The sequence below is a fragment of the Mycobacterium sp. OTB74 genome (assembly GCF_029892685.1).
In the GTDB taxonomy this organism is placed as follows: domain Bacteria; phylum Actinomycetota; class Actinomycetes; order Mycobacteriales; family Mycobacteriaceae; genus Mycobacterium.
Genome location: NZ_JARXVD010000003.1, coordinates 403,153 through 416,853, shown reverse-complemented (window position 1 = coordinate 416,853; position 13,701 = coordinate 403,153). Strand labels below are relative to the sequence as shown.

At 64.6% G+C, this 13,701-nt stretch carries 14 protein-coding genes; 6 read left to right on the top strand and 8 right to left on the bottom strand.

Annotated elements, in window-relative coordinates; genetic code table 11:
- Positions 1-571: 571 nt before the first annotated feature.
- The 3 genes from M2432_RS07545 to M2432_RS07535 all read left to right on the top strand — a co-directional run bounded on the left by M2432_RS07545 (position 572) and on the right by M2432_RS07535 (position 2,208).
- Positions 572-706 (top strand): hypothetical protein, encoded by a 135-nt coding sequence (locus M2432_RS07545; RefSeq protein WP_280826126.1) that lies wholly within the window; start codon positions 572-574, stop codon positions 704-706.
- Between the two features lie 100 nt (positions 707-806).
- Positions 807-1,604, top strand: coding sequence for a bifunctional hydroxymethylpyrimidine kinase/phosphomethylpyrimidine kinase (gene thiD / locus M2432_RS07540; RefSeq protein WP_280826194.1), 798 nt, complete (start codon positions 807-809; stop codon positions 1,602-1,604).
- Entirely contained in the window at positions 1,594-2,208 is a 615-nt protein-coding gene (locus M2432_RS07535; RefSeq protein WP_280826125.1) for an alpha/beta family hydrolase, read from the top strand. Before thiD ends, M2432_RS07535 begins: the two co-directional genes overlap by 11 nt.
- A 22-nt stretch (positions 2,209-2,230) precedes the next feature.
- Here M2432_RS07535 and ubiE read toward each other — a convergent pair whose 3' ends face one another.
- Complete coding sequence (gene ubiE, locus M2432_RS07530; RefSeq protein WP_280826124.1) at positions 2,231-2,956, bottom strand: bifunctional demethylmenaquinone methyltransferase/2-methoxy-6-polyprenyl-1,4-benzoquinol methylase UbiE; 726 nt, start codon at positions 2,954-2,956, stop codon at positions 2,231-2,233.
- A gap of 130 nt (positions 2,957-3,086) precedes the next feature.
- Between ubiE and M2432_RS07525 the strand changes: the two genes are divergently transcribed.
- Both M2432_RS07525 and M2432_RS07520 read left to right on the top strand, forming a co-directional pair.
- A complete protein-coding gene (locus M2432_RS07525) occupies positions 3,087-4,574 on the top strand; it encodes an NAD(P)/FAD-dependent oxidoreductase (protein ID WP_280826123.1) in 1,488 nt (495 codons plus the stop codon).
- A gap of 43 nt (positions 4,575-4,617) precedes the next feature.
- Positions 4,618-4,845, top strand: coding sequence for a hypothetical protein (locus M2432_RS07520; RefSeq protein WP_280826193.1), 228 nt, complete (start codon positions 4,618-4,620; stop codon positions 4,843-4,845).
- Here M2432_RS07520 and M2432_RS07515 read toward each other — a convergent pair.
- The 4 genes from M2432_RS07515 to M2432_RS07500 form a co-directional block, all read right to left on the bottom strand.
- The gene (locus M2432_RS07515; protein WP_280826122.1) at positions 4,800-6,020 is read right to left on the bottom strand and encodes a TetR/AcrR family transcriptional regulator; all 1,221 of its coding nucleotides are present in this window, start codon (positions 6,018-6,020) and stop codon (positions 4,800-4,802) included. The genes M2432_RS07520 and M2432_RS07515 overlap by 46 nt on opposite strands.
- A gap of 54 nt (positions 6,021-6,074) precedes the next feature.
- Positions 6,075-7,268 (bottom strand): MFS transporter, encoded by a 1,194-nt coding sequence (locus M2432_RS07510; protein ID WP_280826121.1) that lies wholly within the window; start codon positions 7,266-7,268, stop codon positions 6,075-6,077.
- The gene (locus tag M2432_RS07505; protein ID WP_280826120.1) at positions 7,265-7,903 is read right to left on the bottom strand and encodes a GntR family transcriptional regulator; all 639 of its coding nucleotides are present in this window, start codon (positions 7,901-7,903) and stop codon (positions 7,265-7,267) included. Before M2432_RS07505 ends, M2432_RS07510 begins: the two co-directional genes overlap by 4 nt.
- A 72-nt stretch (positions 7,904-7,975) precedes the next feature.
- Complete coding sequence (locus M2432_RS07500; protein ID WP_280826119.1) at positions 7,976-8,788, bottom strand: LLM class F420-dependent oxidoreductase; 813 nt, start codon at positions 8,786-8,788, stop codon at positions 7,976-7,978.
- Positions 8,789-9,300: 512 nt separating this feature from the next.
- Between M2432_RS07500 and M2432_RS07495 the strand changes: the two genes are divergently transcribed.
- Positions 9,301-10,197 (top strand): LysR family transcriptional regulator, encoded by an 897-nt coding sequence (locus M2432_RS07495; protein ID WP_280826118.1) that lies wholly within the window; start codon positions 9,301-9,303, stop codon positions 10,195-10,197.
- Between the two features lie 70 nt (positions 10,198-10,267).
- On the opposite strand, the gene M2432_RS07490 is transcribed toward M2432_RS07495, so the two are convergent.
- The 3 genes from M2432_RS07490 to M2432_RS07480 form a co-directional block, all read right to left on the bottom strand.
- Positions 10,268-10,657, bottom strand: a complete 390-nt coding sequence (locus M2432_RS07490; RefSeq protein WP_280826117.1) for a hypothetical protein — start codon at positions 10,655-10,657, stop codon at positions 10,268-10,270.
- Positions 10,658-10,738: 81 nt separating this feature from the next.
- Positions 10,739-12,196: a M28 family peptidase gene (locus tag M2432_RS07485; protein ID WP_280826116.1), complete on the bottom strand. Its 1,458-nt coding sequence runs from the start codon at positions 12,194-12,196 to the stop codon at positions 10,739-10,741.
- Positions 12,193-13,677, bottom strand: coding sequence for a M28 family peptidase (locus M2432_RS07480; RefSeq protein ID WP_280826115.1), 1,485 nt, complete (start codon positions 13,675-13,677; stop codon positions 12,193-12,195). Before M2432_RS07480 ends, M2432_RS07485 begins: the two co-directional genes overlap by 4 nt.
- Positions 13,678-13,701 lie beyond the last annotated feature (24 nt).

Sequence of the window (13,701 nt, the reverse complement as noted above, 5' to 3'; positions counted from 1 at the left end):
TGTGCTCGACTAATTGCCGATGCCGGTCGCTCGACGGATTGTTGGCCCCCTTATGCCCTGTGACAGTGGAGGACGTACTTGGTGATGCCGCCGTGGTCTTAGGCCCGGTGGGCGAGGGCGAGAAGCGGGCACTGTAGGAGCCCGACCCCGTCGACCCGGCGACGTGGGGCGACGTGCCGGGAGAGACACCGTGCTGGCCGTCGTCGGCGGCAGCGGGGCTGGCAACTGCCAACCCCAGCGCGGCGGCGGCTACGGCCAGCAGCACGGAGTTGCGGGTGGTGGAGGGTGTGGCCATCTCAGGACCTTGCTTTCGCAGTTGGAGAGCCCCGGTTCGCCGAATACCCGACTGTGAACACTCTGGGGAGGTTGTCGAACACAACCTTTGCAGTTGCGGCCATGGACTGGGAACACAAGAGGCCCTGTTCGGCGAGTGTTTCTTGACCGATTCTCGCGATGATGTGATACGGCTCATAGCAAGTGCGTGCGAAGTGCAGTGGACCGCGCCCCGGACCGCAGCCGTCTGACGAGGGCTAGCCTGGAGCCACAGCTACCCGCGGGGAGGAGGTGGGGAATGTACGGCAATGGACTCACGGTGTCGGTGGTTGGCAATGATCCGGATACCGGCAAGCTCCAGCTGCACATCGAAGCCGATCCGAAGGCGTTGTTCACCCCGCCCTCGGTCCCGCCAGCACCAGGTACCCCATGATCGGCACCGACAGCTATCCGGTCCGCAACAGCTGGATAACCTTGGTGCCGTGACCGACGTACTTCCGCTGCCCCAGCCAGGCCAGACCCCGCTGCGGGTGATGACCATCGCCGGTTCCGATTCCGGCGGCGGCGCCGGAATCCAGGCGGACATGCGTACCTTCGCCATGCTCGGGGTGCACGGCTGTGTCGCCGTCGCCGCGGTGACGGTGCAGAACTCGTTGGGGGTCAAGGCTTTTCACGAGCTGCCGCTGGACATCATCAGTGGGCAGATCACCGCGGTTGCCGAGGACATCGGCATCCAGGCAGCCAAGACCGGCATGTTGGCCTCAACCGAGATCATCGGTGCGGTCAGTGACTGCTGGCGCGACCTGGACGAGCAGGTCCCCCTGGTGGTGGACCCGGTGTGTGCATCCATGCACGGCGATCCTCTGCTGCACCCGAGTGCGCTCAATTCGGTTCGCACCCAACTGTTTCCGTTGGCCACGTTGGTCACCCCAAACCTTGATGAGGTGCGGCTGATCGCTGGGATCGATGTGGTCGACCAGGCCAGCCAAAAAGACGCCGCCATGGCGCTGCTTGACCTGGGACCGCAGTGGGCGCTGGTCAAGGGCGGGCATCTGCGGTCTAGTGACCACAGTCCCGACCTGCTCTACAACGGCACCGACTTCTACGAATTCACCAGCGAGCGCATCGATACCGGCCACGACCACGGCGCCGGCGACACCCTGGCAGCGGCGACGGCCTGCGCACTGGCACACGGGTTTTCGGTGCCGGACGCGGTGGCCTTCGCCAAGGGTTGGGTCACCGAATGTCTGCGTGCGGCTTACCCTTTGGGCCACGGGCACGGACCTGTCAACGCGCTGTTCCGGTTGAGCCAGTTGAGCCATGAGTCTTGACGACATCGCCGGCGTGGCACACCAACCCGACGGCAAGCCGACAGGCGCGGTGCTGCTCACTCATGGCGCGGGCGGCAACCGCGACTCCCCGCTGCTCATCCGCATCTGCGACGAGTGGGCCCGCAACGGCTGGCTGGCAATTCGGTACAACCTGCCCTACCGACGCCGTCGCCCCAAGGGGCCGCCATCGGGCTCCGCAGCCTCGGACCAACAGGGCATCATCGACGCAATCGAGCTGGCGCGCACCCTGACCGACGGACCCGTGATCGCGGGCGGGCATTCATACGGCGGCCGGATGACCTCGATGGTCGCGGCCGACGGCGCTGACCTCGCGGTACTCACCTTGTTCTCGTACCCTCTGCACCCGCCCGGCAAGCCTGAGCGGGCCCGCACCGCGCACCTGTCCGCCATCACCAGCCCGACGGTATTCACCCACGGCACTGCGGATCCGTTCGGCACCATCGACGAGTTGCGAGCCGCCGCAGCTCTGATCGACGGACCTGCTGAGATCGTCGAGATCACGGGCGCCCGGCACGACCTCAATTCGAAAACCCTGGACGTTCCCACGCTCGCGGTGGACGCGGCAATGCGGTTGCGGCCCTGACGTCGGCAGGCTTGACCTGCGATTAGTCGGTCGGGCGCACGCCGAAATGCACCGCCGAGAACCCGGTGCTCAGCGAGCTGTAGCGGGTATCGATGAAGCCCGCTTCCTGCATCGCATCACGCAGTTCGTCCCGCGACAGCCAGGTGCGGATCGAATCCGAGGTGTAGTAGTGGGCGTCGCGATGCCAGGAGATGGCCCGGCCTGCTTTCGACGGCGCGATGCCGAAGTAAATCAGGTCGTGAAGGCGTTGCAGCACCTTCGAGGTCGGCCTGCTGAAGTCGAGCACCATCAATCGGCCGCCCGGCCGCAGGACGCGATGGAACTCGTGCAGGGCCTTGCCGCGGTCGGCCACATTGCGCAGCCCGTAGCCGATGGTGACCACGTCGAACGACGAATCCGGGAATCGCAGGTTCATGGCGTCACCTTCCTGGAAGTCGACGGGCCCGCGGTGCCGCTGCCGGGCGACGTCGAGCATCGCGACGCATGAGTCGACTCCCACGACCTGGCCTTCCGGCCCGACCGCTGCCGCCTCCAGGAACGCCAGATCACCCGTACCGGTCGCAACGTCCAGCACCCGCTCGCCGGAGCGCAGGGCGAGAAGCTCCATGGCCTGCCGCTTCCACAAGCGATGCAGCCCGAGCGTCCACAAGTCAGTCAATGGGTCGTAGCGCTTCGCCAACGACGTAAACAGCTCGTTGACATAGCTGCTTTTGGCCTCGTCTGATGCGTTCCACGGCCGTGTGGCCATTGTGAACCTCCGCAGTGTGAGCATTACCCAGTTCAATTGCCCGGGAATATATCACCGCTTTTCGCAGCTTGGGGCCTGATCAGCACCCGCCCTGCGCAGCAGTTTCTGTTACCTGAGGTACCGTTTTCCCATGACTTCGGAGCAATTCGATGCGGTCATCGTCGGGGCGGGATTCGCCGGTATCGGTGCAGCCATCCAGCTAAAGCGGCTGGGTATCGAGAACTTCACCATCCTCGAGCGCGAGGACGATCTGGGCGGCACCTGGTACGTAAATCACTACCCCGGCCTGGCCGTTGACGTGCCCACCACCACCTACTCGTATTTCTTCGAGCCCAACCCCAATTGGTCGCGGCTGTTCACCCCCGGCCCGGAGATCAAGCGGTACGCCGACGACATCGCCGCCAAATACGACGTGCGCAAGCACGTCCGGTTCAACACGGTAGTCGACGGCGCGCACTGGGACGAGGAAGCCTCCCTCTGGCGGGTGGCCGTCGCCGATGGCGACACCATCAGCGCCCGTTACCTTTTCACCGCAACCGGCTTTCTGTCTCAGCCGCACATTCCGGAGATCCCCGGTATCGAGAGCTTTGAAGGCCGGGTCATCCACACCACCAAGTGGGACGACGATTACAACCCGGCAGGCAAGCGCATCGCCGTCATCGGTACCGGCGCCACTGCGGTGCAGCTGATCCCGGAGCTGGCCAAATCCGCGGCCGATCTGACGGTGTACCAGCGCACACCCATCTGGGTGGTGCCGAAGATCGACGTGCGGTTCGGCGCCTTTGCCAAGCGGATGTTCGCCCGGGCGCCGGCTACCCAGCGGGCGCTGCGTGCGGTGACCGATGCCATCTACGAGTTCATGGTCTCCATCGGCGTGGTCAACTACAAAATCTTCCGGGGACGCGGCAACATCTCGGCTTCGGATCTGTCAAAGATCCACCGCTTCCTCACCATTCGCGACAAGGATCTGCGCCGCAGGCTGACCCCGGACTACGACTTCGGTTGCAAGCGGCCGACTTTCAGCAACGGTTACTACCAGGCGTTCAACCGGCCGAACGTCCACCTGCAGGATTCCGGTATCGAGCGCATCGAGGCCGACGGCATCGTGGGCAGGGACGGCAACAAGGTTGCCATCGACACCCTGGTGCTGGCCACCGGTTTCGACCTGTGGGAGGCCAACTTCCCGGCTATCGAGGTGATCGGCCGGGAAGGCCGCAACCTCGGAAAGTGGTGGCGCGAGACCAGGTTCCAGGCCTACCAGGGTGTGTCGATGCCGTACTTCCCGAACTACCTGAGTCTGGCCAGCCCCTACGCATTCCTCGGGTTGAACTTCTTCAACACCATGGAGTACCAGATGCGGCTCATGGACCGGCTTTTCACGGAAGTCAAGCGACGCGGGGCCACCACCTTCGAAGTGACCGAGGAAGCCAACACCGCCTACCTGGACAAGATGACCGAGTTGCTCGAGAAATCGCTGTTCACCCAGGGCAATTGTGCCAGTGCGCACTCGTACTACTTCAACCCCGCGGGGGAGCCCACCCTGCTGCGGCCCATGTCGACCCGCGAGGCTATCCAAGAGGCCTCCGAATTTCCGTTGACCGATTATCGAATTGCCTGACCAGAGAGGATCATTGGTGGACAAGACCAAGCTGTCCGGGATCATGCTGGCCCTTGCCGGGTTGTTGCACTTCGTCAAGCCGGAACTGTTCGAGCCGATCACCGCACCGGCGTTCCCGCGTGACACCCGGAAGCACCTTTACATCAACGGATCCCTGGAGACTGCGATCGGCGTCGGCTTGATTGTCCCCCAGACCCGCAAGGTCGCCCGCGTCGGTGCCATCGCCTATGTCGCGTACCTGGCCGGCAACGCGGTCCGCAACCGGTCCTGACCGAGCAACGTCAACTCCACCAGCGCGCAGACGCATCGGCGCGCCTCGGTGGTGTTGCGGTAGCTGAGTAGTCGACCGAGGTCGACCACCAGCGACATGGCCGCATGCACCACGAAAACTGCTGCGGCGGTAGCTAGTTCATCCCGGGTCGCGACCAGCAGGTCGGCCCAGGTCTGTACCACGTCGTGCTGCATGCCGCGCAGAATGTGCCGATCGGCGTCGGCCATGTTGAGTCGCTCGGTGTAGTAGACGTAGTCCAGTTCGGGGCTGTCGAACGAGCGGGCGACATATACCTCGACAAGTGAGGTCAGCGCGTGGACCGGTTCGGGTTCGGCGGCGATAGTGGCTGCCATGTCGGCCGACAACCGGTCCGCGGCGCGCCTGAAGCCGGCGGCGAGGATGTCACTCTTTGACGCGAAGTACCGGTACATGCCCGACGCCGGTAGTCCCACCGCAGACGCGATGTCTTCGACCGTTGTGTCGCGGTATCCCTTCTCGTTGAACTGCCGCATCGATTCATCAAGCAGCGCTTCATATTTCGAGATGGGCAATGGCTCAGGCGGCGTTGGTGGAGCAGCATCGGTAGACAATTCGGGCACGTCGGCGCTCAAGAGGGCCGCCGCCGCCTCGGCGAGGACGACCCGGATACGGGCGGCAGCCAACGTCGCTCGGTGGTCGACGATGCTGCCCAGCACGCTGAGCAGCGCCGTGGAGATGGTCCAGCACTGCCGCGAGGACAGCTCCGGACGTAGCAGTCGCAACGGCCGATGGATGCGTTGGTGCACCGTGCGCACCTGGGTGTCCAAGATCTGCTGGGCCTCGCCGTACAGGTAGCGGACCTCCCACCGATACAGTCCACCGGCCTCCCGGTTGGCCAGCGCGGTGTCGATCAGCGCGGCGACCAGACGGTCCAGATCGCCCTGCGGATCGCCGGAGTCCTCGGCGATGCCGGTGGCGTCGACCAGCTGCTGGCCCAGGCTCAGCACCGCTTCGCAGAACAACTCGTATTTACCGGAGTAATGCCGGTACAGCGCCGCGGCCGAGATGCCCACCCGCGCGGCGATGTCCTCCATCCGGACACCGTGGTAGCCCAGTTCGCTGAATGCCTCGGCCGAGGCCCGGGCGATCTGCGCTTTGCGGTCCTTGGGGCGTCGACGGCTGGGCGCCTTAGACATCACAAGTCATCACGCTAACCGAACTGCACACCTGCGGATGAGCACGCCCGGAAATCAGGCCGGCTGCAGGTGCCGGGACCAGCCCGAAGCACAGATGGCGGTACTGACCGCGGCAAGCAGCCCCAAAGCGGTGAGCATCGCCGGGTAGCTGACGTAATGGGCCAGCGCGGCAAGCAGGGCCGGCAGCAAGAAGCCGATGTAGGCCAGCGAGTAGTAGACGCCCGAGACGCCGGCCAGTTCATGCGGTTCAGCGATGCGCTGGATCTCCAGCAGACCGGACACGATGCCGATGCCGTAGGCGGCGCCGAGCAGCATCGCCACCAGCACCGCCACCATGGGCGATCGCGTGATCGCCGTGGCCACCGCAGCGAAGACACCGAAGGACATCAACACCATCGAGACCACCACGGCACGCGCACTTGCATGATCGTCCAGGCGCCGCGCAATGGGCTGGACCAGCACACCGCACACCAGGGTCAGCACCGTCAGCCCGGCGGTGTACAGCAACGCCCATTGGCCCAACCGGTCCGAGACCAGGGTCGGCACGATGGCATACGCGATGGCTGCCGATCCGAAGATCCACGGTGCCATCGGCGCCACCACTCGCACGAATCGACGATGGGTGGCCGCCGGAACACGGATGTGGGACAACAGGTTTCCCTCGAGCGGGTCGGTCCGTGTCTCGACCCCGCTAACCATGACCAGCCACAGCGCGGGCAGACACAGCGCGGCCTGCACCAGGTAGGTCAGGGTTAGTGGCAAGGGCGCGAACTGGGCCAGCAGACCTGAACACAGCGGTCCGGCCGCCAGGCCCATGGACAGCCAGATCGAGGCGCGGCGGGCTCCGGTGCCTGCCGCGACATCGTCGTATGGCGGCGCGGACAATTCGGCGACCCACGTGGTACCGACGGCCATCGCGATGCCCACCGACAGGCCGGACAGCAGCCTTCCCACCAATAGCGCAGGGAATCCGCCAAATTCTCCGGCGGCCAGGATCACGCTTCCGATCACCGAACTGATCAGACCGGCCACCATCACCGGGCGTCGGCCGTATCGGTTGGACAACGCGGCTGCCACCAGCAAGCCCGGAATCAGCCCGAGCACATAGGCACCCAGCAGCACGTCGACGTCGACCCGCGAATAACCGGACCGCTGAACGTATTCGATGAGCATGGGGGTGAACTGGTTTCCGCCCCAACCGATGCAGAAAACACCGACGGCGACGGCCAGCCACGGCTTGACGTTCATCGCAGCACCACCCGGTAAGTCGATTCCAGGTGCGAAAGCAGCTGAGCATCAAAAGATTCCACGTCGCGACGACCGATGACCCCGGCCAGTTCGGCGTGCTCGGTGATCAGCCGGTTGACCACGCTGCTGTCGGCCTGCACAGCGTCGGCCATCATCCGGCGCTGCCGGTCACCCAGCGAGCAGTAGAAGCGCTGGGCGATGCAGTTTCCGGCGGCGTCGACGATGTGCCGGTGAAAAGCGTCGTCGAGTTGGGCGAAGGCTTGCAGATCATCGACCGCATCGCGCTGGCGCTCGACTAGCACGGTCAGCTCATCGTAGGCAGCGGTGGCCGCAGCATCCGACCGGCACAGCCGCCTGACCGCACTGCCCTCCAGCGCCAGGCGCATCTCCAGCAGGTCGGTGGACTCGTTCGGCTGAATCGGGACGACGACGGCGCCCCGGCGCGGCAGCATCTGCAGCAGGTCCTCGGCGGCCAGCCGCAGGAAGGCCTCGTGTACCGGGGTACGACTGATCCCCAGTTGTGTGGCGACCTCAACCTCGCTGAGCAGCTGGCCTCCCGTGACGGTGCCGCCCAGGATCTTGTCCTTGGTGTCCTGGTAGGCGCGCTCGCCGGCCGGGGTCTGATCGATGGACATCCAGGCATGTTATCCCTTGCATGCAAGGATGCATGCAAGCGGTTGAGATAGATCACACCCGGGAATAGTCCGTCAGCCGTTGTATTTGTCGCGCCAGGAGATCCATTGCCGCAATGGCTCCAGATCGTAATTCGGCCCGCCGATGGTCCAGGTGAACGTGGTGAATCCGAGCTCGCGGAGCTCATCGGGTTTGGCCAAGGTGTCTAACAACTCGGCGGGAATCGCGGGCGACGGCACGATCTGCGCCGAGTGCTCGATCTCACTTGGGTCGCGCCCGACGGCGCGGCAGTGCCCCTCCAGCACATCGAGTTTGCGGCGCAGAGTTTCCCCGTCGCCGAAGGCATGCCAGATATCCGCATGCTGGGCGACAATCCGCAGCGTCTTCTTCTCCCCGCCGCCACCGATCAGCACCGGAATCTTGCGAGTCGGCGGCGGGTTCAGCCGGGCCAGCCGGTTCTCGATGCGCGGCATGGCGGCGGCGAGGTCGTCGAGCCGCTGGCCGGCCGTGCCGAAGGTATACCCGTATTCATCGAAGTCCTTCTGAAACCAGCCTGAGCCCATGCCGAGGATGAGTCGGCCGCCACTGATGTGGTCGACCGTGCGCGCCATGTCGGCCACCAGATCCGGGTTGCGGTAGGCGTTGCAGGTGACCAGAGCACCGATCTCCACCCGTTTGGTTGATTCGGCCCAGGCGCCCAGCGTGGTCCAGCATTCGAACACTTTGCCGTTCGGGTCGCCGTCCAGCGGAAAGAAGTGGTCATAGTTGAAAACGATGTCAACGCCCAGGTTTTCGGCATCCTTGGCGGCCTGGCGAATCTGGTCATAGTCGGCGTGCTGAAGCTGCAGGTGGACGCCGATTCGGATCCGTCGATTCGCAGTGGTCATGGTCAGATTCCTTTCGGTAAAGAGGTATGGTGCGGAGCTGCCAGCGGACCCAGCAGAGCAGGAATACCCACAACAGCGGGGGGATAACCGCCCAGGCGCTTCCGGCCGGCAGCGCTCCTGCTGCCAAATAGCCTGCGGTGGCCACGAAATCGACGATCTGAATGCCGATCATGGTGTCGATCCAGAGCCGGTGACGTTCGGGCGCATGTGCCGCGGCGAACATGCCGATGCCGTAACCTACACATCGCGCCGCCGGCGGCGCAAAAAGCCAGTGCACCCGGTCCGGCTCAGCTGCAAGCCCGCCGAGTAGCCCTGTGGGATCGAGCAGAAGTGTTGTGCCGAAGAGCATTTGGATGATACCTACGGCAACCAGGGTCGTACGGACTAGACGCATGGTGGTTCCCGGTCACGTTGGTAAGGCTGCGCCGGGCGACACTGCTCGGCCCGCACCTTCCAGGTAACCACTGACATTCGAATACGTAAAATTCGGATCTTTAATAAATCGATTCACCATGCGTATCGTTATTTGCGTGTATGTCGACGAACTTCGCTGGTTCGTGGTGCTGGCCGAGACCGGTCATATGACCGAAGCCGCCGCCAAGCTCAACGTCAGCCAGCCGACCCTGTCTCGAGCACTGGCGCGCCTGGAACATCAGGTCGGAGCGCCGCTGTTCGATCGGCTGCACCGCCGCCTGCAACTCAATGGCAACGGCGACATCATGCTGGCCCGCTCCCGGCGGAGCCTAGACGAAATCCGTTTGGCCAGTGAGGAAATCCAAGCACTACGTGACCCCGACAGCGGAACGGTACGGCTGGCGTTCGTGCGCTCAGTGGCCAGCTGGTTCGTTCCAGAACTGCTGAGTCGATTTCGCCAGCAGGCGCCACAGGTGCAGTTCGACCTGCGCGAAGGTCCGGGTGGTGAGGTCACCGAACTGCTCGCTACCGGCGAGGTCGACCTGGCGATCACCGGCCCGCACCTGGATGCCGAACAGTTTCACTGGCACAAGCTGGTCAGGGTGCGGCTGTGTCTGGCGGTACCCCGTGACCATCGGCTCGCGCGCCGTCGCAAGGTCCGGCTGACCGACTGCGCCGACGAGTCGTTCATCCTCGCAGCCGACCCGTTCGGGCTACGTTCCGCGACCCAGAACATGTGGGCAGCCGAAGGCATCAGCCCGCCAATTGCGTTCGAGGTGGCCTGGCTGCCGACCGTGGAAGGACTGGTCGCCGCCGGCTTGGGTGTGGCGATAGTGCCTGCGCCACAACCAGATCGCGGCGACCCAGCCGTGGCCTACATTCCGCTGTCCAATCCCCGGGCCGAGGGCTCGGTCGGGGTGGCTTGGGCGCGGCGGCGCACTGTTTCTCCGGTCGCCCAACGATTCGCAGACTTCGCCAGAAATGCGCCGCACTGATCGTGCGAGTGAAAACGGCCGCCACCTGAACTATGTCGGTGGCGGCCGCTCCTAGATGGTAAGAGGTAGCTCAGTGACCCTGCTGCCACTGCTGGCCACCGTTGTAACCGTGGCGCTGCGGTTCCTGGGTGACGGTCTGAGTAGCCGTCGAGGTTTCGGTCGAGGTCTGCACCGAAGTCGACGTCTCGGTCTGTGTCTGGGTGTCGGTCTCGGTGTTGGTCACTGTCGCCGGCGCAGGAGCCTGCTGCTGGCCACCACCGGAATTGCCGCCGCCGGAATTGCCGCCACCGCCGCCTCCACCGTGGTGCTCCTTGTTTGTGGTGGTCGGGGTCGCGGTGACGGTGGTGGTGGTCGCGGGCGCGTTGCTGCCGTGCGACCCGCACGCTACCGTCAACCCACCCATGGCCAGGACTGTCAAAGCACCGGCAGCCGCCGACCAACGGCGATAAGTAGTTTTCACGGGCACTATTTGTATCTCAGCAATCGGGACGTGCCCACCGCAGGTCGGGACCAATCGGCTTGGAGTTTGCTGGCAGTTCCCTTACCGGGCGGGTTGGCGGTGCCGTTGGTCACGCAACGGCACACCGTTGACGCCGGTCAACGACTGCGCGTACGTGCCAACTGCAAAGGCAACGGCCGGCCCCATGACGCCTAGCGCCGTTCGGTTCACTGCCTCAACGGTGTCCTGTCCGGTCCGGAAACCCGGATCGAACGCGACCCCCGCCTGGCCACCCCACAACCGGGCTTGGACAGCGCTCTTGCGCTGCGACTGACCCGCCGTCACGCCCCCAATGGGCACCCCAGCAGTGAGAAATGCAGCGGAGTCATCGGCCAAACTCAGCGGCATGTCTGCCGGACGCTGGCCGGCCAGATACAGGTAGCCGGCCAGAGTCCGCTCGACGCCCGCCGAGCCAGTCGGCACCTTGTCGAGCGGGATCGCCGGGTTCGGCTGTCCGGACTGGTCACCGTCGTAGCTGAAGAAGCCCGCGTTGGCTGATCCGAGCGTGTCGAAATTCAGATACAGCGCAACGTCATTGAGTGCGTCAAGGTCCAACCCGTTCACGTAGTTCGCCACGCCTTCTTGGCCTGCTGCCCCAGAGCCCCAGAACGTGAACCGAACCGCGTTGGCCACATCGGGCGAACCGCCCAGTGCAGCAGCAGTTTCCAACAGCGCGGCCATCCCGGTCCCGGCATCGTTGACACCCGCGGTGTTCGGTGGGCTGTCCAGGTGCGAACCGGCCATCACCACATTGTGGGTATCTCCGGTCTTGGTCTGCGCCAACACGTTTCGTGAGGTGGTCATCGAGGAACTGCCGTCCAGAATCAATCGCACCGGCGCGCTGGTGCGAAGCACCGCGCTGTCAGCTTCGCGGCCTATAACCCCGACTGGCACCTTGAGCTGTTCGTAGTAGCCCGGGGTGAACAGCCCACGCGGACTGCCGTCCGGCCCCGGCACACTGACCACCAGCACCGCAGTCGCACCTCGTGCAAGCGCCGCATTCTGCTTGTCCACCACCGAACATCCGGTGTCATCGACCACGGCGATGGCACCCGTGAGATTGAGCTGACCGTAATCGGCGGCGGTGCAGCCAGCCGGCTTGGACGCATGCAACGCGGGAGCGTTGAGCCCGCCTGCCGGCGTCTGCACCAGCAGGGACGCCTGGTCAACCGGCAGTTTTCGACCGGCAACCGTCAAAGCCGGATTACCTTGCGGCCCCGGTGCAAGCCGGCGGTACTCGGTGACCTTGACGTCAAACCCCTTGTCCTTCATGAATTTCGAGACGTAGTCGACGCTGGCGTCAAATCCCGGACTGGTGTCGGCGCGGTTACCCTTGTTGGCCGCAGCGATCTCGGCCAGCTTGTGCAGGTGGGTGTAAAGCCCGTCCACTCCAATCTTCGCGGCCAGCGCCCGCCCGAGATCGGCTGTCGGCTGGTGCGGCGGCGGCGAGCATGCCGAGAGCATCGTTATCAGCACAGCGGCGGTGAGAACACGCTTCATGAGGGAGGCACCACATACCGGGTACGGTCCTGACGGATCGGCATCCCGTTGCGCCCGCCGAGATCCTGCGCATACAAGCCAGCACTGAAAGCCACACCGCGGCCCAATATTTCGAGCGCGGTGCGGTTTATGCACGCCAACGTATCCGAAGCCTGGTGATAATGCGGGGCAAATGGCTGGCCTGCTGTGCCGCCCCAAAGCCGGGCCTGGTCCTCGTTCATATTCTCCTCATCGCCGGAAAACAGCCCGCCCGAGGGAATCCCCGCCTTGGCGAACGCTTCGTAGTCGGACCGCCCATCGAACTTGGTGTCCTGTGCCTGCTTGCCCGCAGAACTGAGATACTCCACCAGCGTCCGTTCGAGACCGACCGACCCTTCGGGCATCGGCGGCGCGGTGCCGCCGGGCGCCAGTGCTGTCGACTGGTCACCGTCGTAGGTGAAGTACCCCGCGTTCGGCGAGGCGATCATGTCGTAATTCAGGTACAGCGCAATGTCTTTGAGTGCGTCGTAGTCCAACGACTCGACATAGGTGGTCGAGCCGACCAGGCCTAGCTCCTCAGCATCCCAGAACGCGAAGCGCAGCGCGTTGTGCACCGACGGCGAACTGCCCAACTGAAGTGCGGTTTCCAGCACCGCTGCCACGCCTGAACCATCATCGTTGATTCCGGGACCGGCCTTGACGCTGTCCAGGTGAGCGCCGATCATCACCACATCATGGGCCGACCCGGTCTTGGTCTGGGCAATCACGTTGCGGGTGTGAATAATTCGCACGCCGGCGTCGAGCTTGAGTGCGACGGGCCCCGGATTGGCCCGCAGCGTCGCCCCGTCGGCCTTGGTGATGAACACCGACGGGATCTGTACAGCAGTCTTGGCCCCCAGGGTGCCGCCACGGGCCCGGTCGACGTTGTCAACGTTGTCGGCGACCACCAACGCCCGCGCACCCCGGGCTGCGGCCGCGGCCTCTTTGACTGCGAACGAACACGTCCCTCGGTCCACAAGTGCCACCGCACCCGTGATCGGCAGACCGTCGTAATCGGCACTGTCACAGCCCTGCCCCTTGCCGGCGAGCACCGGCACCAAGGGGGCATTGATCCCCGGGGTGCCCGCGGTGTAGTCCAATGCCTTAGCCGCCACCGGGGTCCCGCCGACCGTCAGGTTGGGCTTCTGCGCGTAGGCCTGCTTGATGTCCAGCTCCGGATCGAAAACGTCGAACCCCTTGCTGCGCAACGCCTTAATCACATAATCCACGCTGGCTTGATAGCCCGGTGTGGTGAACGCGCGATTGCCGCCGTTGGCATCTGCGATGGCCTGCAGCGCGGCAAGGTGGCCCATCATCGCGTCGATGGTGACACTGTGGGCCAACTGTCCGGCGAAGGCTTTAGCGGACTTGTTGGCGGCCCCGCTGACATCAACGGTCGGGCACGCGCATCCCAGCGTCCCGGCCGCCACCACGGCAGCGAGGGACACAGGGATGCGCAGCATGACACCACGGTAGCGCGCGGAAGG